Origin of the sequence: Paenibacillus pabuli NBRC 13638, assembly GCF_001514495.1 — a bacterium.
GTDB lineage: Bacteria > Bacillota > Bacilli > Paenibacillales > Paenibacillaceae > Paenibacillus > Paenibacillus pabuli.
Map to the genome: position 1 here is coordinate 20,342 of NZ_BCNM01000038.1, position 21,453 is coordinate 41,794.

General features: G+C 42.7%; 14 protein-coding genes. 9 read left to right on the forward strand and 5 right to left on the reverse strand.

Annotation, left to right across the window (positions count from 1 at the left end; translation table 11 throughout):
* Positions 1 to 25: 25 nt before the first annotated feature.
* The 4 genes from PPA03S_RS31045 to PPA03S_RS31060 all read right to left on the reverse strand — a co-directional run bounded on the left by PPA03S_RS31045 (position 26) and on the right by PPA03S_RS31060 (position 3,734).
* Positions 26 to 1,147, reverse strand: coding sequence for an alpha/beta hydrolase (locus PPA03S_RS31045; protein WP_062329855.1), 1,122 nt, complete (start codon positions 1,145 to 1,147; stop codon positions 26 to 28).
* Between the two features lie 427 nt (positions 1,148 to 1,574).
* Complete coding sequence (locus tag PPA03S_RS31050) at positions 1,575 to 2,420, reverse strand: oxidoreductase (protein WP_062329856.1); 846 nt, start codon at positions 2,418 to 2,420, stop codon at positions 1,575 to 1,577.
* A gap of 79 nt (positions 2,421 to 2,499) precedes the next feature.
* A complete protein-coding gene (locus tag PPA03S_RS31055; RefSeq protein WP_062329858.1) occupies positions 2,500 to 2,868 on the reverse strand; it encodes a MerR family transcriptional regulator in 369 nt (122 codons plus the stop codon).
* 179 nt (positions 2,869 to 3,047) lie between these two features.
* On the reverse strand, positions 3,048 to 3,734 hold the full coding sequence (locus PPA03S_RS31060) for a TetR/AcrR family transcriptional regulator (protein ID WP_245683780.1): 687 nt from the start codon (positions 3,732 to 3,734) through the stop codon (positions 3,048 to 3,050).
* Positions 3,735 to 3,877: 143 nt separating this feature from the next.
* Here PPA03S_RS31060 and PPA03S_RS31065 point away from each other — a divergent pair, with 143 nt between their 5' ends.
* The 8 genes from PPA03S_RS31065 to PPA03S_RS31100 all read left to right on the forward strand — a co-directional run bounded on the left by PPA03S_RS31065 (position 3,878) and on the right by PPA03S_RS31100 (position 17,348).
* On the forward strand, positions 3,878 to 4,846 hold the full coding sequence (locus PPA03S_RS31065; protein ID WP_062329860.1) for an aldo/keto reductase: 969 nt from the start codon (positions 3,878 to 3,880) through the stop codon (positions 4,844 to 4,846).
* Between the two features lie 790 nt (positions 4,847 to 5,636).
* On the forward strand, positions 5,637 to 6,314 hold the full coding sequence (locus tag PPA03S_RS31070; RefSeq protein ID WP_062329862.1) for a response regulator transcription factor: 678 nt from the start codon (positions 5,637 to 5,639) through the stop codon (positions 6,312 to 6,314).
* Positions 6,311 to 7,366, forward strand: a complete 1,056-nt coding sequence (locus tag PPA03S_RS31075; RefSeq protein WP_062329864.1) for a HAMP domain-containing sensor histidine kinase — start codon at positions 6,311 to 6,313, stop codon at positions 7,364 to 7,366. Before PPA03S_RS31070 ends, PPA03S_RS31075 begins: the two co-directional genes overlap by 4 nt.
* Before the next feature lie 312 nt (positions 7,367 to 7,678).
* The gene (locus PPA03S_RS31080; protein WP_217998982.1) at positions 7,679 to 10,183 is read left to right on the forward strand and encodes a glycoside hydrolase family 3 protein; all 2,505 of its coding nucleotides are present in this window, start codon (positions 7,679 to 7,681) and stop codon (positions 10,181 to 10,183) included.
* Between the two features lie 6 nt (positions 10,184 to 10,189).
* Positions 10,190 to 11,218 carry an alpha/beta hydrolase gene (locus PPA03S_RS31085; RefSeq protein ID WP_062329865.1) on the forward strand — a complete coding sequence of 343 codons (1,029 nt, stop codon included), beginning with the start codon at positions 10,190 to 10,192 and terminating at the stop codon, positions 11,216 to 11,218.
* 816 nt (positions 11,219 to 12,034) lie between these two features.
* Entirely contained in the window at positions 12,035 to 13,210 is a 1,176-nt protein-coding gene (locus PPA03S_RS31090) for a pectin acetylesterase-family hydrolase (protein WP_062329867.1), read from the forward strand.
* A 294-nt stretch (positions 13,211 to 13,504) separates the two neighbouring features.
* The gene (locus PPA03S_RS31095; RefSeq protein WP_062329869.1) at positions 13,505 to 16,180 is read left to right on the forward strand and encodes a glycoside hydrolase family 3 protein; all 2,676 of its coding nucleotides are present in this window, start codon (positions 13,505 to 13,507) and stop codon (positions 16,178 to 16,180) included.
* Positions 16,181 to 16,232: 52 nt separating this feature from the next.
* Positions 16,233 to 17,348, forward strand: a complete 1,116-nt coding sequence (locus PPA03S_RS31100; protein ID WP_062329872.1) for a pectin acetylesterase-family hydrolase — start codon at positions 16,233 to 16,235, stop codon at positions 17,346 to 17,348.
* A gap of 330 nt (positions 17,349 to 17,678) precedes the next feature.
* Here PPA03S_RS31100 and PPA03S_RS31105 read toward each other — a convergent pair whose 3' ends face one another.
* Positions 17,679 to 19,247 (reverse strand): sensor histidine kinase, encoded by a 1,569-nt coding sequence (locus tag PPA03S_RS31105; protein WP_217998983.1) that lies wholly within the window; start codon positions 19,245 to 19,247, stop codon positions 17,679 to 17,681.
* A 340-nt stretch (positions 19,248 to 19,587) separates the two neighbouring features.
* Here PPA03S_RS31105 and PPA03S_RS31110 point away from each other — a divergent pair, with 340 nt between their 5' ends.
* Positions 19,588 to 21,294 (forward strand): extracellular solute-binding protein, encoded by a 1,707-nt coding sequence (locus PPA03S_RS31110; RefSeq protein WP_062329875.1) that lies wholly within the window; start codon positions 19,588 to 19,590, stop codon positions 21,292 to 21,294.
* Positions 21,295 to 21,453: the final 159 nt, after the last annotated feature.

Consider the following 21,453-nt stretch of genomic DNA (forward strand, 5'->3'; position numbering starts at 1 on the left):
ATCGTTACTCATATTCCAAACTCGTTCATTTTTTATTATTGGTGTATTTGTTTATAAATTCCACCATTGCTTCATAGCTATCTTTAGCAGCCTCAGGATCGTTCTTCAAGTTTGACATATAACCATGTTTTGTTTTTCCGTATTTATTAATGTCTGGATAAAAGTACAGATTATCAACGCCAGCTTCTGTCAGTTTATCAGACATGTGCTGCATATCCTTAGGAAAACCATCATCAGTCCCTGCCGTAAGAAATGTCGCTGGATAATCGCTGTTAATATAGTTAATTGCATTATACTGATTGGCTATCTCTTTATTATTAAAGAACACAGAATCATCCAAATAATTTCCTATGAGTACTTTAATTGAAAAATTATCAAAAGAAGGAATATCAAGCGGTGCATCATCAACAACAAGCGCTTTAACATCATCTGTAGTTAATTTAGGCGATTCTGCGAAGTTAAAAGTTTTCGCGTAGTCAGAATTAGATAGGATGGCACCATACTGTGCTGTCATAATTGCCCCAGCAGAACCTCCCATGATGACAACATTATGCATATTGAGTCCAAATTCTTCAGCATGGTCGACTAGATAATTGATTGCCTGATTCATTTGAATGACTGGCACAGGAAAATTGTGATCTGGAACTAGTGCATAATCTACATTCACCAAATTATATCCTTCTAATACAAGCTTATCATATAGATAATTAGAATCATTGTTCGCTGCCAATGGATCTCCCATTGATTTTGAACCTGCAAAATATCCTCCGCCGTGGAAATAAATAAGGGTTGGTCGATCTATGGTCTTATCCTCATTTGGATAAGATATATCAAGAAAACTATTGGGATATACATCAGCATATTTCAAATCACTTACATAATACACTCCATTTTCTTTAGTTGTTTCAATAGGTTCCTGCAATGGTTCAAAGGAATTAATTGGAGAATTTCCATACCATAATTTCTGTATGCCGCCAACTATAATTCCTGGATTATAACTAACATACAGAAACAAGGATCCAAATAGTACAACTATAGTAAGTAGAGTTATACCCATAATCTTAAATAAATTTTTCCTTTTTCTTTTCTTAGGTTTAATCATCTTTCTGTTCATTTCATTTGACACGCTATCAATTGGATTTTTCATGTTAATTCCTCCTGTAAATCTTGTTAGTTTTGACGCATATTCAGCTACTAGAATCACGATACACTTGACCAGAAACGTTCCTTATGTTTTGCATGACCTGAGTATAGCTGTATAAAATAAACTCAAAATCAACTAGAGTTGTTTTTATCTCTCAGTTTACGATCTCATCAGAATAGACAACTGTGGGGGCTTTCGCATGATAAACATTATTGGTTTTTCAGAAACAATACAAATCAAAAAAAATGCTAAAAAAACCATCAGTTTTTACCGATGGTTTTCTTGTATTATGAGGTTCGCATTCATAGAAGCCCCATTTTAAGGGGATTTTTTATTTTATCGAAACACGTTCTTCTCCCAAACGAAGGACAATAAACGTTTTCGGATTTCCGTTTTCACAGTATGAAACGCTCATTAAATTATAGAACTTTTAATCTTGGTAATCCGCATCAAGTGTTGTTTCTTTCCATTCTTCCATGCTTTCAAGCAGGGTAGTAAATTTGTGTTTGGCAGCTTGATAAGCTTGTTGCCCAAGGAGCAAACGGAGAGGGGGCGCGGGAGTTTCAACAATTTTAATGAGTGCCTCAGCTAATTTAACAGGATCGCCGGCTTCATGACCTGCCCCAAGTTGAATCCCTTGCAACATTTGACCGACCATGGATTCTTTGTATTCAGGTATGGTTGTCTCGGTCTTCGTAGAAGAGCGACCGCCCCAATCTGTACGGAAGCCACTTGGCTCAATCAAAGACACATGAATATTAAAAGGAGCAAGTTCTTGCGCAAGACTCTCCGAAATCCCTTCGACTGCGTATTTTGTAGCGTGATAATAGCCAAGGGTAGGGAATGAAGTCAGACCGCCGATAGAAGAAAAGTTGATAATATGTCCGCTTTTTTGATTGCGCATGTAAGGAAGTACGGCATTTGTTACATGCATGAGTCCCCAAAAGTTGATTTCGAACATGCGGCGAGTCTCCGCTTCCACACTTTCTTCTACTGAACTGAAATATCCGATGCCCGCGTTGTTCACCAAGACATCAATACGATTAAACTTTTCAATCGTTTGATCTATAGCCGTACGAATCTGATCTGGAATGGTCACATCCAACGGGAGCGTGAGCGTACTTTCTTCATGACCTTCAGTAATATCTGTGATCTGCTCCACATTACGAGCAGTTACGACCACTTTATATCCAGCACGAATCGCTTGTTCAGCGATCTGACGTCCAAACCCTGTTGAGCATCCAGTAATAAACCAAACCTTATCTTGTTGAGACAATAAAATCACTCCTTCAAGTTGATAACCATACTTTAAATGTTAAAGTTAACTTGAAGTCAATACTTTTTTTACAAAGCTTCTATTTCATCTTTTTAAACATTAATACATCGTAGATCGCGATCTTGCGAATGATCTTTTCCAAATGGAATTGCGTCTGTGCTACAGACCGTTCGACCTTGGCCTTGTGCTCCAACAAGAAATACTTTCTGGCATCCAGCGATACATCACCTTGCCGAATCAACTCTGTGTAAGCCTTGATATCATCGATCGACATTCCAGTGTCTTTCAGAGCAATGACCAACTCAAGCCATTCGAGTACCTCATCCGAATATTCTCTCCTACCTGAAGTACCTCTCTTTACATGAGGCAATATACCTTCCTGTTCATAATAGCGAAGAGTAGAAGGCCGAAGGCCAGTAATTCTTTCGATCTCGCTGATACTATACATGATTGAATATCCTTTCGTTTTTAGAGTTCCCTTTATATTTAGCTCACCAAAAATCCCGTTAAAGAAAAAAAGTCTAATAAGAAGAAATACTCCCTCTTCAGAAGAAAGGAGTATTTGGAAGCGTGATGCTTTATGAAAGACAGCGTAGACTTATTATCCTAATGTTTCACAAAATGGGACTATTGTCTAGTGTCAAATAAAGTTTTTGAAATTTTTTGGGTTAAATATTCGATATGAGGAACGATGAGATTATCATCCACCAAATCGAGCTTTTCGGGTTTAAATAACTGTACCTTTTTTAATTTGTAAAAATCATAAAGTACTTGTTCGATAGTCAAACCATTCATTAACAGATATTTAGTATCTAACATCGTATTTAATAATTGATCCTGCAGAATTAGTACTTGTCCATTTAATTCATTGAATACACTATTTCTCATACCTTCTTGATAAAAGGTGAGCAATTGTTTTTCCCTTTCTTGTGTGACGACTAACAATTGTTCGTAAATTTCTGGATAAACACTAAAAAGATCATGTTTATACTCCTCAGTAACAAACATCGTTAACGAAACAGATTGTTCAAATAGCTGCTGAAAGCGCACAGCATATAAACTTTCTTCTTCTGGTGGTTCCCCAATGACCACCTCTTTAAAGTAATCAATAATGGTATTGGTAACGATCTGAATAATCTCTTCTTTTGTTGAGAAATACTTATATAAAGTAACTCTACTAATATTCATGATCTTTGCTATCTCATCCATACTCAAAGAATGAAATCCACTCTTTCGTATAAATGGTAATAATCTGAAAAGTAATTTTTCCTGGGTTTGAAGAAACTTCTGCATTTTTTTTTGCTCATCCTTCAAATTAGTCACCCCCTTATTTGAATAGTATAACTGAAAATAAACATTTTATAAACATTACTTAGTTAACACTAAATATAAAAGTTGTAAAGTTTGTTTGATGGTGATATGCTTATCTCGATTCCACACACAAAGGAGAGAGTGCATTGAAAACAAGAAAATTAGGCAATAGTGATATTACAGTTTCTTCCATAGGTTTAGGTCTTATGGGTATGTCCGGAGTATATGGTCAGAGTAATGATGATCAATCAATCAAAACGATTGAAAGAGCATTGGATCTGGGTGTTACATTGTTAGACACTGCGGATGTATATGGAAATGGGCACAATGAGGAATTGCTCGGAAGAGCACTAAAAGGTCGTCGAGATCAAGCGGTTGTTGCTACTAAGTTCGCAATTGGCCCTAATTTTCAAGGAGTGAATGGGCATCCCGACTATGTAAGAAAAGCGGTAGAGGATAGTCTGCAAAGACTTGATCTCGATTATATTGATCTCTACTATCAACATCGCGTGGATCCGAATGTTCCAATCGAAGAAACAGTTGGAGCTATGGCAGAGTTAGTTAAGGAAGGGAAAGTTCGTTCTCTCGGGTTATCCGAAGCATCAGCACAAACGATAAGACGTGCTCATTCAGTCCATCCTATTTCTGCTCTACAGACGGAATACTCTTTATGGAGCAGAGAAGTAGAGAACGAAATTCTGCCAGTTGTCAATGAACTAGGTATTACGTTTGTTGCTTACAGCCCTTTAAGTCGTGGATTTATTTCAGGAGACTTACGTAAATTTGAGGATCTCGCTGCCGACGATGTTCGTAGATATTTACCGAGGTTTCAACCAGATAATTTTCAGAAGAATGTTGACATTGTAGATGAGATTATAACAATTGCTAAGGAAAAAGGGTGTACTCCTTCACAGCTGGCATTGGCTTGGTCAATCGCTAAAGGTGCACTGCCTATTCCGGGTACAAGACGTGTCCATTATTTAGAGGAGAATGCCGGTGCTGCGGATATCACGTTGACATCAGATGACTTGGCACGAATTGAAGCTGTTAGCCCTGAATCAGCCGTTCAAGGGGGAAGATACGATGTGGATAGTATGAAAGGTATTAATCTTTAATATTTGAAATTTCGTATTAGACGAGAACATAATGAACTTTAAATAGAGTTTTGCTATCCAAGTTAAATAAAATGAATGAACAACATTTAGCCGTTTCCCAGTTAATCTGGGAACGGTTATTTAATTTCTACCCATAATAACAATGGCTTGATTCATTTGAATGATAAGGCACCGGAAACTTATACTCAGGCACTAAATATAACTGAGTTTAATCAGATCGCATCCATTTTCCACAACTATCGAATAGCATATTGGCATCATCTTTTACTGCCATTGGGTTTTCATTGTCTTGCCTACTGCAAAATAACCCCCACCATGAAAGGGAACGATCGTCGGTCTTTTTAATTGAGCTATCTATATTAGGATATTCCTCAGCATACTTGTGTAATACACATTGAGTATGCTAATGATTTTTATTCTTCTTCAAGGTGGATTAAAAGGTTCATAGGAATTAATCGGTTGCTCGTTGTATAATGCATCTTGAATGAAGCCTATAATAATTTCTGGATGTGAACGTACATAAAAAAACATGCTGCTACATATTAACGCTACGATAATAGAACGATACCCATTATTCTCAGTGTCTTGTGCTTTTTTCTGGTAGAATTTAAATCATTTGATTTTTTCATTTGCTTCCTCCTGTTTTCTTGTCAGTAAACGCTACAATGGCTCTAATGTACCTTTACAAAATAAACTGAAAATCAATTGATTTAAACGATATTGTTTATGTTCAATTTACCTTTTAACGATAAAATGAGATAACTTATTAGTAATTGAAGGAGATATTTATATGTTAAATATATTAGTGGTAGAGGATGACGAAAGTACCAGAAAGTTAATGTGTGTGGTCTTACAAACGAGAGGATTCAAAACATACTGGGCCGAAGACGGGATAAAAGCGCTTGAGATCATTGAGAGGCAACATATAGATTTAGTGGTACTTGATTTAATGATGCCGAAGATGGACGGTTACGAATTGACACGGCAACTTCGGGTATTATCGGAACACCTCCCGATCTTGATGGTTACAGCCAAACAGGAACCGAAAGATAAAAGGCAGGGATTTCTTGCTGGCACCGATGACTATATGACAAAACCGGTAGATGAAGAGGAACTGGTTCTCCGGATTAAAGCCCTCCTTCGCAGAGCGCGGATTGCCAGTGAACACAAGCTAACCATCGGGAACGTTGTACTCGACTATGATACGCTGGCAGTAACACGCGAAGAAGAAGTTAACATCCTTCCAGCAAAAGAATTTTACCTGTTATTTAAATTACTTTCATATCCAAACATGATATTCACCCGTTTGCAGCTTATGGATGAAATTTGGGGTATGGAATCGGAAACAGATGACCACACACTAACAGTCCATATCAATCGCTTGCGTAACCGTTTTCGAGAATGGAGAGAGTTTGAGATTATCGCGGTTAGAGGACTCGGTTATAAGGCGGTGCTCCAAACCAAATGAAAGAATTTTTTCGCAAACGAATAAGTCTTACGATCACGTTGGTCATGTTTGTTTTCGGTGTGTTGGTGGCTACATTGCTACTGTTAATCGGCTTTAGCATTCTCCTGCAAAATCTGGATATTATTTCGCTTGCTCCTTCTCCGAGCCAAGGATTAGGTGAACGTCTGTTTTCAATTCTTTTCCTTTTCGGCCTATGCGTATTGATAGGAACTTCACTTACTGCATTTCTCAGCAAAAAAGCATTGAATCCTATACGCAAGGTCATTGACTCCATCCATAGGGTTGCAGATGGCGACTTTAGCGTAAAGGTGAATTTGAAAGGAATTGGAGAATTAGAAGAATTGTCAGAAAGCTTTAATAAAATGACGAAAGAACTTGCGAGTATTGAGACGCTAAGAAGTGATTTCATCAATAACTTTTCCCATGAATTTAAAACGCCTATTGTTTCGGTTCGTGGTTTTGCCAAAATTCTAAAAGAGAATCCTTTATCTGAGGAAGAAAGGCAAGAATATCTTGATATTATCATCAAGGAATCTGAGCGTTTAGCTACGCTCTCCACCAATGTGCTTACTTTGGCGAAATATGAGAATCTTGAAATTCTAATGGATAAAAATCCGTTTAGATTAGATGAACAGATCAGAAGAACCATCATATTAATGGAACCTAAGTGGTCAGCTAAGGATATAACCATTAATTTGCAATTAGACAAAGTCGTTTACAGTGGAAATGAAGAAGTGATCCAGCAGATTTGGATCAATCTTTTGGATAATGCCATTAAATTTTCCCATACAGATGGTTTGATTGAAATCACCCTTGCCATCTTTAATGAAGAGATTCATTTTAGTATCCAGGATCACGGGATTGGCATGGATGAACATACGCAAGCTCATCTTTTTGATAAGTTCTTTCAGGGCGATTCTTCTCATGCTAAAAAAGGATACGGGCTTGGACTTCCTCTTGTAAAACGTATAATAGAACTGTGCAATGGCGATATTATCGTACAAAGCGAGCAGGGAAGAGGCAGTAAATTTAGCGTAGTCTTCTATAGATAAACTGGATGTATTTAACGTAAAAACAGCTGGTAACCGGACAATTCCGGCGTCAGCTGTTTTTTTGCATTTGAGCATTTCCAGCTGTATTCTCCTCATATTCGTAATAGGCTACTGGGTTGAGCCAATCACTTAAGTCACATTAAGAATGCGATACATATGATTGAATTCCTCTATATATTCGTCAAAATGCGCTCACCTATAATAAAGAGTGTAGCCGCCATAAATGATTCCTGATCATTGAGTGGTGTGCTTCAGCCTAAATTAGCTGTATATAGTGACAAAGTTAAACAGATCACCAAATAAAGGAGAACGATGATATTGGAGTTATATCCCTATGAATTGGAGCATATTGAGACCTTGCGGCGTCATGCATCAGAATGTATGGTTCTGTTGAAGGCAAATGGCGATTTCCCACTTAGCAAAAACGGCGAAATCGCTCTCTACGGCAGTGGCTCGCGCCAGACGATCAAAGGCGGTACCGGCTCAGGTGACGTAAACTCTCGGTTCTATGTCACAGTGGAGCAAGGTTTGGAGAAAGCTGGGTTTAACATCACCACCAAGGACTGGATGGATCGTTACGATCGTGTGCAGGAGCTGGCACATCAGGAGTTTGTCGCTGGCATCAAGTTCAAAGCTCAAGCCACCGGCGTTCCAGCGATCATGCTGGGAATGGGCGCCGTGATGCCTGAACCGGAATATGAACTGCCGATTGAAGGAGCGGGCGATACTGCGATCTACGTGCTTTCTCGTAATTCGGGAGAAGGATCTGACCGTAATGTCGTAGGCGGTGACGTGTTGCTGACAGAAACCGAAATCCGCGACATTAGGGCAATTGCCAATACCTACAAACAATTCATGCTGGTCCTGAATGTTGGCGGTGTGGTTGACCTTACCCCGGTAATAGAAGTACCGAATATCCTAATTTTATCCCAACTTGGTGTGGTCACCGGCGATGCATTAGCTGACGTGCTTCTTGGCAAAAACTGTCCTTCCGGCAAGCTGACGACCACTTGGGCCGCCTGGGAAGATTATTCTCCAATCGGAGACTTCGGCCTTGAGGACGACACCCGCTATCGAGAAGGAGTCTATGTCGGTTACCGCTATTTTGACAGTGTATCCCAAACTCCGCTGTTCCCCTTCGGTTTCGGGCTTAGCTATACGAAATTCAGTATTGTTGAGTCTGTTGCCTCACTGGATGGTAGCCGTGTCAACGTAAACGTAACTGTGAAAAACGTGGGCTCTACTTCTGGCAAGGAAGTTGTTCAGTTGTACGTCTCGGTTCCCTCCGGGAAGCTGGATCAACCATTCCAGACGCTCGTAGCATTTGCCAAGACCGAAGAGTTAGACGCAGGACAGGGACAACAAATAATGCTGAGCTTTGCAATGGAAGAACTCACTTCTTACGACACAGAGCGTACGGTTGATGTGCTGGAAGCAGGAGATTATCTGCTGCGTGTGGGCAGTAGCAGCCGGGACACCCAGATTTGCGGCATCGTTCGCATGAACCAGGAGGTAATTACGCGGCAACTATCCCACGCAGGCGGCACGCCGGATTTCGAGGACTGGAAGCCGGAAGCTCAGCAATGGACTTATGCCGGGGAATCCGATAAAAGAGCCAATGCTCCGGTATTGATTCTTAGTGCCGATGACTTTGTTGCAGGGGTGAATCCTGCGGTACCGGAAATCGACTCTGCTGTAAGGAATATGGTCGAAGGTCTGTCAGACAGTGAATTGGCCTGGCTCTGTATAGGGAATTACCGCTCCGGCAATGAAAGCGGCAGCGTTATCGGCAACGCAGCCTTCACGGTGGCCGGCGCGGCCGGTGAGACCACTACGCGGCTAAAAGAAAAGGGCATTCCTTCTTTGGTCATGTCAGACGGACCAGCCGGTCTGCGGCTCAGCCGCCAGTACGGTATTGATGAGTTGGGTGTTTACGCCGTGGGAGAATCCATTCCACCGACGCTTGTTGACTTTATGGATGATACGGTGATGGCGGCTCTTGGATTTCAGAAATCGGGAGGAGTGGAGCGCAGCGGCAGGATTTTTGACCAGTATTGTACCGCGCTGCCAATCGGCACGGCTCTGGCTCAAAGCTGGAATCTGGATTTCTGCCGGGCTTGCGGCGATATCGTAGGTGATGAGATGGAGCGATTCGGTGTGCATCTGTGGCTTGCCCCTGCATTTAATATTCATCGTAGCCCGCTGTGCGGCCGGAATTATGAATACTTCTCCGAAGATCCGCTCATCAGCGGCAGAGTGGCCGCAGCCATTACGCGTGGTGTGCAGAGTCATCCCGGGTGTGGCGTAACTATCAAGCATTACGTAGCTAACAATCAGGAAACCAACCGTTTCCGCTCCAACAGTGTCGTCAGCGAGCGAGCCCTACGGGACATTTATCTGCGCGGGTTCAAAATCTGTATTGAAGAATCGCAGCCCTACGCCTTGATGACCTCCTACAATCTGCTTAACGGGGTGCACACCTCAGAGCGTAAGGACATTATCACCGGTATTTTGCGCGAGGAATGGGGCTTTGACGGCATAGTCATGTCAGACTGGGTCGTTAACGGTGTTCAGCATGGGATAAAAAAGTATCCTTATGCTACGGCAGCAAAGAGCATTAAGGCTGGCAACGATGTGATGATGCCCGGCGGCGAAGCGGATCACACGGATGTGCTGACGGCCCTTGCCGGTACCAACAAAGCTGTCACATTGACGCGGGATGAAGTCCAGGGCAGTGCCGCACGTATTATCCATATAGTACTTAGACTGGCGGGGGTCAAGACACGACCATCTATTATTATAGAAAAGGGAGTCTGAGAACATATGAAGACACATGAAATAATTTTAAATGAAACAAGAAATGTGAAGTTTTCGGCTTGGATACAAAACGTGGGCGGTGAATTCGGCAAGCTGGAGAAGCGCCCCGCCATTCTGATTCTGCCAGGCGGCGGATACAGCTTCTGCTCCGACCGGGAAGCAGAGGTTGTCGCTGCTCCTTATCTGAAGGCTGGGTTTCAGGCCTTCATTCTCCGTTATTCAACAGGGGAGCACAAAGATTGGCCTAATCCACTGAATGATTACGAGCAGGCCATGGATCTAATCCTGAACAGGGCGGATGAATGGCATGTGCAGACGGACAAAATTGCGGTTCTCGGGTTTTCGGCCGGTGGACATCTGGCCGCTTGTGCAACTACTAAAGGAAAACACAGACCTAATGCGGCGATCCTTGGCTATGCAGCTTTGTCGCAGGAAACGGCCGATATGTGCCAACCAGGTATGCCTTCGCCGATTAATGATGTCGACAAAGATACTTGTCCGGTTTTCTTGTTTGCTACCCGAGATGACAATATCGTGTCTGTTCAAGACACGGTGGACTTTGAGAAGGCGCTGCTTGCTAACGGCATCATGTTTGAGTCTCACATCTATGCTTATGGTATGCATGGATTTAGCACCGGCGAAAGCTATCTCAATCCCAATAAAAACTGCAGCCGTGTTTCCCATTGGGTACAGGACAGCATCGAGTGGCTGGCAGAAGTGTTCGGCACGCTGCAATCGGAGGGCTTCAGTTCCCCTGCTTATTCCAGTAGGGTCAACGGAGACTGGGATACAATGTTGTCTGCAGACTGCACCATGGCTCATTTGCGTAAGCAGCCGGAGGCGGTGCAGCAGTTACTTGCAGAGGTCATTGCGGTTATAAGCGCGATTGTGGCGCAGAAAACGGGAAAAGGGTTGAGTATGACCCCATTTTTTAAGATGATCAAGCTTCGGGATCTAATGACAATGATCGGCCAGCCGGAAAGCGCCATTGAGCGGATTGATGCTTCATTAAGGCAGTTCTCTAACATAAGGTGATCAGCAGTAAATAAGAAACGTTTGGGTCTCACGGTCCGGTATCTTTATATGTTCTCCATCATGGATGGTATGTTGGCGATCTCCAGTGTACTAAGCGAGAAATGGCAAGGAACTCCAGGAAAACTATTATACAGCGGTTGTTTAAGGACGAGATAACTAGGCCGTGAGCACATATCAAGGATAAACAAGCATGTTGGTTGGCTTTGATTTGGCCTCAGGGTTTTGCTCAACGATAGACAAGAAGTGGCTCCTTGGGCTTCTTCTCAAAATATATGATCTGAAATGCTGACTTAATAGACCAAACTCGCTTTGTTCGAAATTTTCTGAATTCTTTGTTTCATACAGTTAAATGCTTAGAACAGACTAGCGTCGTGTTTGTATCGACACTAGGGGTGTTAGTTCGTTTATTTATTCATACCAATGCCTTCCTAAATATTAAACTGAATCCCCTCATTTCAATACCACTGTAAACCACTATACTAATTCAGATTCCCGGTAATCTCTTTCCCACATGTGTTTGTAAGCACGTTGATGGAAAACAAGAAAAAACGCTCAAATTCCCCAATGCTAATGTCAAAGTAGTTTTGCCTTTCTTCCGCAGTTAAAAGGATCAATGCTTTTATTGCTGAAATAAACTTATCAGTTGATCTTCAGTTTATTTTATACTGCTACGCTAGAGCCATTGCAGCATATAGAGTCTACTTGCAAGGAAAAGAGGAAGGGGTAAGTTTAAACCACCATATGCAGGTACTTTTATATTTATTTTAAACTGGAGAAGTAGATTTTTACTTTCACCAGAAAGTCAAGGAGGCAATTATGACAGTTAGGAATTCAAAAAAGAGAAAACATAGAGGACTGAAAATAGCAGGTACACTTTTGCTGGTAATTATTGCAATAGGCGTTAGTGGATTCATTGCCCTCAAACATTATATAACAGCTGAATTTCCAGAAATAATGGATAATCCGAAGGTTGGAAAATGGTATAACATTTATCCAAAAGGAGCATTGTCCGCTTTGGGTGAACAGTGGCACGGCAATATTAAAATCGGAAAAGAAAATAAAGTCTTAATTAAGTTCTATGGTGGCGGAGTTAGTATAGATGATTACACAGAAGAAAGACCAAATATAAAAGGTATTAAAGATGGCTTTTATAATGTAGCTAACGTAGGCGGTGATAACTTAGCCAAAAGGGGAATTAGTGGAGCTCAAAGTAAAAATCCATTTAAAGATTGGACTGTAATTACAGTACCCTATTCAACAGGAGACTTTCATGCTGGAGCTGGAGCCTATGAATATGTAAAAGAAGACGGTACAGAAGATGTAAAATATCATTATGGCTATATTAACTATACCAAAATGCTCGATGAGGCATTGAAGTACATCGATAATGATCCGGAAGCTTTAGTAATCACAGGTTCTTCTGCTGGTGGATTTGGCACAGCAATTCTTGCTGATGATATCATTGGTCATTTTCCAAACACTGAAAATATTACAGTTGCTGTAGATAGTTCACTTCTTTTATATGACAAATGGCATGAGACTGCGGAGAATATATGGCATGCTCCACAAAAAATATCTAATAGATTAACAACGGACAATATAACACTAGATAGCTTAGTTGCTTTAAAAGAAAATTATAATGATAGAGTCAAAATTTTATTTGATTGTTCTGTAAGAGACTCATTGCTTTCTAAATATCAAGGCTATATAACTGATGGAACTTATACAACATCTAGGGAAAGAGGAGATATTTTTCAAAGTGATTTAAAAGAAATGGTTAATGATCTTCAAGAAAAAATACCAGGTGTTGGAGTATTTATTTTCGAAGGATCGATCAACAAAGATACACATTTAACTCAACATACCATATCAGTTGGGTCTCAAGTATTTAAAAAATTTACAGATGATAAAAGTATTGCTGAATGGATGGATGACGCTGTAAATGGTAATGTGAAAACTTATGGGTTAAATCTATTAAATAAAAAATATTAGTTTGATATTTCGTTATGCAGCACTCTGTTAACATACAACAGGTGCTGCATTTTTACGGTGTTGCTTTATTGTTAGTTCAATTGCTTCTAGAGTATTGGCCAGGGCAAATGAGTGACTCATTCATGCTGCCGAACTTGAAATGCGATATGTATGTTTATATTCCTTTATATCATCGACTAATTAAGTGGACCTATAATTAAATTGAAAAGCGCACAGGAGAGCACTTATGATGCACTTTTAAATTATAAACCGGCGAAAGTCGGATGCTCCATGACTAAGAAATGAGGGAACTTTATGCCAAACGACGGAACATTTGAGTTACTTGCTGGATTGCATGACGACAACCAGGCAGCTATGTCTTTTCTCCAAAAGCCTGTGTACAATCTTGACGAAATGGATCGCCGGGAGTCTATGATCTCCTTAGTCTATTCTGGCTGTTTCTGTATCAAATCTTCCAAGCACATCGATCCTCAGCAGCCCGGGATGGTCTATATCGATAGCAAGGCCACGGAAGCCCCACTGATCGAAAAGCCTACGGCGATGTTCGGGCAGCTGGTCGGTATCATTGTCCGGAAATACCTGTTGGAATACAACAAGGAATATGAGGTCCGCTATGCCGGCGCCTATGACACCGATGGTATGGAGATTCCGGAATTCACCTTCAAGCTGAAGACTCTGCCCCGGATTGAGCCCGGGGTCAAATACCCGGAGCACGACGCCATCGTGCTGCAGGCAGCCCGTGAAGGCGCAGTATTGCTGAAGAATGATAATACGCTTCCCCTGTCATCCGGAAGCTGTGTGAACGTCTTAGGCGCTGCCGCCGTGGTCTTCCGTCTGGGCTGTCTGGGTGCTGGTAAAATTAATCCCCGTTATGGCATCCGGGTCAAGGAGGGCATTGAGAAGTACTCATCTCTGGAGCTTAACCAGGAGCTGTATGAATTTTATACCGAAGAGAAGAATGTCTTTCCGCCGGAGGATGTGGTTGCACGCGCCAAGGACCGCAGCGGCACCGCTGTTGTATTTATCACCCGCGGCAGCAGTGAAGCCCATGACGCTCCAAAGGACAAGGGTGGATATTACCTGACCGATGAGGAGCGAGGGCTAATTCAGAGAGTCACCACTGCCTTTGAAAAAACGGTTGCCATTCTGAATGTGGCCCATCCTATTGAAACTACATGGATTGAGGAATATGGTGTGAATGCAGTTCTGCTGACTGGGCTTTCAGGCATGGCTGGCGGTCGCGCCCTGGCCGAAATTCTTGAAGGCACCGTCAATCCCTCCGGCAAGCTGCCCAACACCTGGGCCTACGACTATGACGATTATCCAAGTGCTCCTAACTTTCTGACCAAGGATCAAATCGCCAATAAATCCGGAAAAGCCCCATTTCAATACGCAACCACAGTATATGAAGAAGGGCTGTATGTCGGGTACCGCTACTTCGATACCTTCCAAAAACCTGCAGCCTACCTGTTTGGTCATGGTCTTAGTTATACGACCTTTGATACCGAGCTGAAGTCAGTCGTCAAAACGGATGTATGTAGTACGCAGATGGACGTTGAAGTCAGAAATACCGGAACCAGAGCGGGCAAGGAAGTCGTTTTGCTCTATGCTCACTTTGACGGCGGAGAACTGGAGCAACCGGACAAGCGTCTGGTGGCCTTCGCCAAGACTAAGGAATTGCTCCCCGGCGAGGTTCAGATTTTATCCCTGGAGGTCAGCGATAAGCGTCTGAAATCCTACAGCGAAGCTGAGGCAGCATGGATCATCGAACCGGGAAAAATTAGCTTTCTTCTTGGAGGTGCGCCCAATAGGGCGAAAAAGGTCTGGTCCGTGAACGTTGCCGACAAGATCGTTGTAGCTCAGGTAAAGAATAGGGTGACACCTCCATTCCTGGTCAAGGAGCTGTCCGCCAAGGACCTTGCCGGGACGTATCCTCAAGGTGAAATGACCAAAGCTTATACTGCGGAGGAGTGCGAGGGAAAGCTTCCTTTCAAAAACAGCCGTACCGCTATTGGCAACGATGATGTCCCCCTTGAGCATACCACAGACCGTCTAATCCGCTTTCCGGATCTGGCGAAGAATCCTGCGCTGGTGGAACAGTTCGTGGCCCAGATGACCGACTATGAGTTAGCCCGGATGAGTGTAGGCGGACAGACTGGATGGGGCATCGAGGATAACGGGTATGCGGGAACTTTTTTTAATGAAAAGGCCTTGGATAAATATGAGATTCCGGACTATTTCTTTGCCGACGGAAACAATGGTCTCAACATGTTTGAGGTCAACATTGGCTTCCCCGTCTCCACTACGGTATGCGCCAGCTTCAACGAGGAGCTATCCTATGCCGAGGGTACAGCCATTGCCCGTGAAGCCAAAGACATGAATCTGCACTGTCTGCTGGCTCCGGCTCTCAATCTGCAGCGGAATCCACTTTGCGGACGGCATACGGAGTATTTCAGTGAAGATCCGTTCCTCGCTGGTCGTATGGCTGGCCAGGAAAGCCGTGGCTTCGAAGAGTCCGGTGTCTCCAGCTGCATGAAACATTTTTTTGCTAACAACGCCGAGACCATGCGCAACACCAACCACAGCATTATGAGCGAACGCACTGCACGGGAGTTATATCTGGCAGCATTTGAAACCGCTTTTGAAGTAAATAAGCCGGATACGGTGATGACCGGATACAACGCGGCAAATGGTGCTTACTGTTCAAATGATGAGGAGCTGCTCCGCGGCATCCTGCGGGAGGAGCTTGGCTTCACGGGCTATGTCATGACAGACTGGAACGGCTATGGTGATGAAGGAATGTCAGCTCCACTCGCCGCCGGGGTAAGCTGGCTGGCACCTGGGAATCCCGATGATACACTGGTTACGCCAATTGAAGCAGCGCTGAGGTCCGGGGATTTGCCACGGGCACGGGTGCAAAAGAACCTGGTTGATCTGATCAAGGTCGTCCTCAAGTATCAAGAGGCATGACAGGTCTGCCGGTATGTGTGTTCCTTTAACAATTCTCAGGAGTGTGGGTATCATGACAAAAAGTCTAGAAGAATGGATTAAGTTGGCCAAAGAACGTCAAGTCGAGGATTTAGAGGGAGAACCAGAGGAAGGACAATGGTATAGAATTCCGGTTCCTGGTGCAGTTTGCGCAGGAGGCTCACCTTACTGGGGCTACCTGCGTAAAGGTACTGAACCGAACCTCATTGTCTGCTTTTCTGGCGGAGGGGTATCCATTAATGAATATACTGCGGCTAGGCCTAACCGCTTAGGTGTAACAGGGGAAACGTTTTACTCTTCTGAAGATACCATGCTTATCAACGATCTGATCTTGGGCATCGGTATATTTAATGATGAACCGGATAATCCATTTCGAAATTGGAGCCGAATCTTTGTGAGCTACTCTACGGGTGATTTTCATGTAGGGAATGGAGATTACCATTATGCATCACCTGACGGATCTCCCGCTGTACTTCACCATCATGGTTACCGCAACTACCGGGGATTAATGGATCAGGCAGTCAAGCACCTATCCCCTCCGGCGAAGCTGTTGATTACTGGCGCGAGTGCAGGTGCCTTCGGTGCTTCGGCATTGGCTTCGGATGTCATGAGTTATTTTCCAGATTGCCATGATGTGACTTGCTGTCCGGACAGTTCGTTACTTCTCTACGATCAATGGCAGTCAGTCGCTCGGAATATTTGGCAGGCGGAGGAACGGATATGGAAATCCTTGCATAGCTTCGATATCTGTCTTGACTGGATGCGCAACCTCTACGCCGAGAAGGGCAATAATATAAAGTATCTTTATACTTGCTCCATTCGGGATGCAATGCTGTCCCAGTATCAACACTTTATTGATTACGGTACACTAGAGCTGACTCGGGAGCAGTGTTTGCAATTTGAGAAGGATCTCAAGGGGATGATCGATGTTCTGAAGGCAGAGCTCCCAGGTATTGGCCTCTTCCTGACCGACAGTCCCGCAGCGGGGATGGCGCCGGAAGTTCCAGGTACTCAGCATACGAGGATTCTAGACTTCAATTTTCCTCTTTCTGACATACATGGTGTCAGTCTTCGGGACTGGATGTGGAGTGGTGTGAATGGGACCGTTTACGATGCGGGTCTGGAACTTTTAAACAGGGAGGAATCTTAAGGACCGAAACTCTATCAAGCTGTTGGACAGTGTTAAAGAGATTCCCCAGTGAGCAATGTTTTACAGCATGAGATTGGAAGATAGAAAGGCAGGAGACGATCTGGATCGTCAAACAACCAGATCGTCTCCTGCCTTTCCTCTGTTATTTCTCAATAGGTACTTTGAAAAAGATTAGTGAAGCCAAAAAAAGTCTAACCGGCTTCCGGGAACTTCGTTTATAGTTAAAATAAGTTGATAACTTTGTTTCATTTTGTTAAGTATCAATTATATAGCTGTCCTAAGCTTGTTCAAAACAATAATTTCTTTAAAGTTCTAGATGAAATGAGAACTTTATTCTTCCAGTTCACTGCTTTTATCCCAGACCAGCTCCATGCGAATTCCGCCGTGTTTACTCTGAGTGATATTTAAACTCGCTTTGGAGCCAAGCTGAATAAGCATCCGTTGCCGTATGTTCCATAACGCACAGCCCATCGTATCATCCAATGGTTGTTCAATGCGATGCAGCAGGCTCCGAATCTCTTCCGGATCCATGCCTTTCCCGTCGTCTTCTACTACCAGAGAGAACCGATCTCCTTCATCAGTTCCTGATATGCGTATGAGCCCGGCACTTTGCTTTTTCTCAATTCCGTGGATTACGCTATTCTCGACCAACGGTTGAATAAGCAGCTTAGGAACAAGCAGGGACATCATGGATTCCGGAATATTAATTTGCGTATGCAGGCGGTTGATACGCAAACTCTGGATGTTAAGATAATTACGGACAACACCAATTTCTTTCTCAAGTGTGGTTAGCGGATCGTTGATCCGCGTTGTATATCGGAAATATTCAGCCAGATTCTGAGTCATGGCATTCACAGCTTCGTCATTTCCCATTCGGTTCATATTGTTGATAAAGAACAGGCAATTGTACAAAAAATGCGGGTTAATCTGCGCCTGCAGTTGTTTAACCAATGCTTCTCTTGAAATGATTTTTTCTTTGTATACATTTTCAATCAAATCCTCGATTTGCTGTGCCATATTATTAAAATTGTGATACAGAATAGCAAACTCAGTATTGGACGTTCTGCTGATCCGGTGCGAGAAGTCGCCCTTTTGAAGATGACGGACACCTTTCAACAATGTAAGAATCGGGACTTGCACTTTTCGATAGAAAAATATCAGGGTTATTACTCCAGACAAAAATAACAGAACACAGGTGATGTAAAAGAAGAATTGAGTCCTTACAATGGGTTGAAGTGCTTTGTCCAGAGGTACATAATCCACCATATACCATCCTAATGTCTGCGCTTTCAAAAAACTGACCATATAATCCTTATTGCCGATTGTTATTAACTCGGTTCCTTCGCTTTTATCCATCATCATTGGAGATATTTTGGAAACCAGTTCCTGGACCAGGCTATTCTGATAGGAACGGTTTGCAATGATGACGGAATCAAAGTAATAGAAGAAGGGATCATTATTTTCTATCTTGGCTGAGTCCAGCATATTTTCCAGATTAGCTTTCGGAAAAGTTACCCGAACCGTATACTGATCATATTTCCTGTACATGGAAAATAACTTTTGTTGCCCTTCCAATACCCATTGCCCTTCTGCCAAGTCAGCTGAAGGGGATGTCTCGTTTTGGGATGAACCTACCCATTTATTCAGCAGAGTTGAATAAATGTCAATTTGGACATTCCAACCTTGTGTAAAGCTCTGCAGCTTTATTTTTTCCGAGAGATCCAGTATAAGCTGGTCCTGTTCGTAATTATCCATCATGTCCACAGATTTCAGTAATCCCATTTTAGATTCCGCATTTAGAGCAACAGACAACATGTTAAGCTGTTCAACATTGAAATCTAAAGAGTTAACCAAGATACGAAGTCGGTTCAGGTTGTTCGTTTGAATATCCTTTTTCACTGTATCTAAACTGGTCTCCACGGTATACGAATACATCATCAAGACTACTATTGTTGATAATAAAATAATAATTACCGCGCTGAGAAAGGTCCGGTATTGCTTTAACATGACAACAAATCCTTTATAAAGAGGTAACCCCATTATAAGAATTCGTGCTATGACTGGCAATGCGTATCGTATGAAAACTAAATAAAACTTTAGAATGCGATATCTATGTTTATATTACTATATTAGATCTGTTTAGAATGAGATATGGAATGTTCGGAATACGTTATTTAACAGCAGGAAGCATTTTTCTATAATTAAAGACGTATTCAATAACATCATCAGGGGGTTCTGTATGAACATGAAAAACAGAGTGCTGACCGTAGCACTTGCCGCTGCAATGCTGACATTGGGAGTGCTCGGTTGCAGCAATACCAATAATCAGAGCAGCAGCGAGAATGACAAGGTCAACAAAGAAACCAAAGTGCTGAATATTGTGAACGGGAAAATTGAACCGACCGCGACGTTTACGACGATTAGGTTAGATAATCCGGCCGTTAAGTTTAGAGACGGAGAATCGATTTCAGACAATGTGTTTACTCGCTGGGTTGATAATTCGCTTGGGGTAAAGATTAAAACCTTGTGGACGGGCGGTGCTACGGACGGCTCGTTTACCACGAAGTTGAAGCTCATGCTCTCCTCGGGAGAAGAAATGCCGGATATCGTCAATTTGGGAGATCCCAACTCTATTAATCTTTTAATTGAGTCAGGCAAGTTTATGGACGTAGAAGATGTGTTTGAGAAATACGCATCACCCGTCTATAAAGAGGCGGTTGCTGCAAAAGAAGATGCGTGGCTACCGTTCATCCGTGACGGCAAGAAAATGGCAATTCCTTCAGCCGATGAAGATTTTGGTCAAGCACAATCGGTGTTATGGATTCGCCAAGATTGGCTGGACAAGCTGAATTTGAGAGCCCCTACTACGATCGAAGAACTGGAAACAGTTATGGATGCGTTCGTCAACCAAGACCCAAATGGTAATGGAATCAAGGACACGTTTGCCCTAGATTTTGCCATGAAGGAAAGGTTGAGCGGAGCAGCCATTGGAGATGCCTCCTGGATCTTCGGGCTATTCGGATCCGTACCAGAAAGATGGTATCCGGGAGAAGACGGTAAACTCCAATACGGGTCCGTTCAGCCTGGTATCAAGCAAGGGTTGGCAAAGCTGAACGAGTGGAAGAGTAAAGGGTATATTGCCAGTGATATCGCCTTGCATGATACCAACACGATTGTGCAAGCGGTCACATCAGATAAGGTTGGCATTGTTGCTGCTCCCGCATTTTTCATGGGATATCCGGGTTCCCTTCTGCAAGCTAGCAATCCCAACGCACTATATGTACCGTATCCGCTTCCTGTTGGGATTAACGGTCAGAATATGCGCACCAATTTGAATATCGTCGGTGCAACGTTAATTAATAAAGATATTTCAGATGAAGCGCTGCAAGCCTTTTTCCATTATATAAACTCGATGTATGACGGTTCTAAATCGGGGGACCCGTTTTACTTCCGAGGATACCAGGAAGGGTATGATTATATCGTCAAAGACGGAAAAATTGTAACGGAAGAGAAAGAAATTCCAGGCGGAAAGATTGATACAAGTGTCTATGTCTTTATATCTTCGGGTATAAGTCCAAAACAAAATCAAGAACTGTATGACAAGATCGCCAACCGAGAAGAACTTACGGACGAAGACCGTGCCTTAATGATCAATTCAGGGACAAAAGATGGTGCCACCCCAATACAAAGATCGGTCTACGATGCATACCTGGTAAGCAAGAAGCAAGCTTCGGCGAACGTAAAGCAATATTATATGGGGCCGACGACCTCCACAATGTCGTCCCGAAACGAGTTGCTGCAAAAAATGCAAATGGAAGCCTTCACAAAAATTATTTATGGTGAAGCCACAGTGGACACGTTTGATCAATTTGTGGAGAAATGGAACTCCATGGGCGGAGACAAAATTACAGACGAAGTGAATGAATGGTATGATTCTGTGAAATAAATCTTGATCAACAGGGGGCTTGATGCAGGTAACTGTATTAAGCCCCCTGTTTTTTTAGTGCCAACCTGTTATCAATTTTAATATTTAAAATGCGTTATTAGTATTTGTATTGCTTTATATCAAGCCGAAATCGCTGAAATTATAATGAACATAGATGAT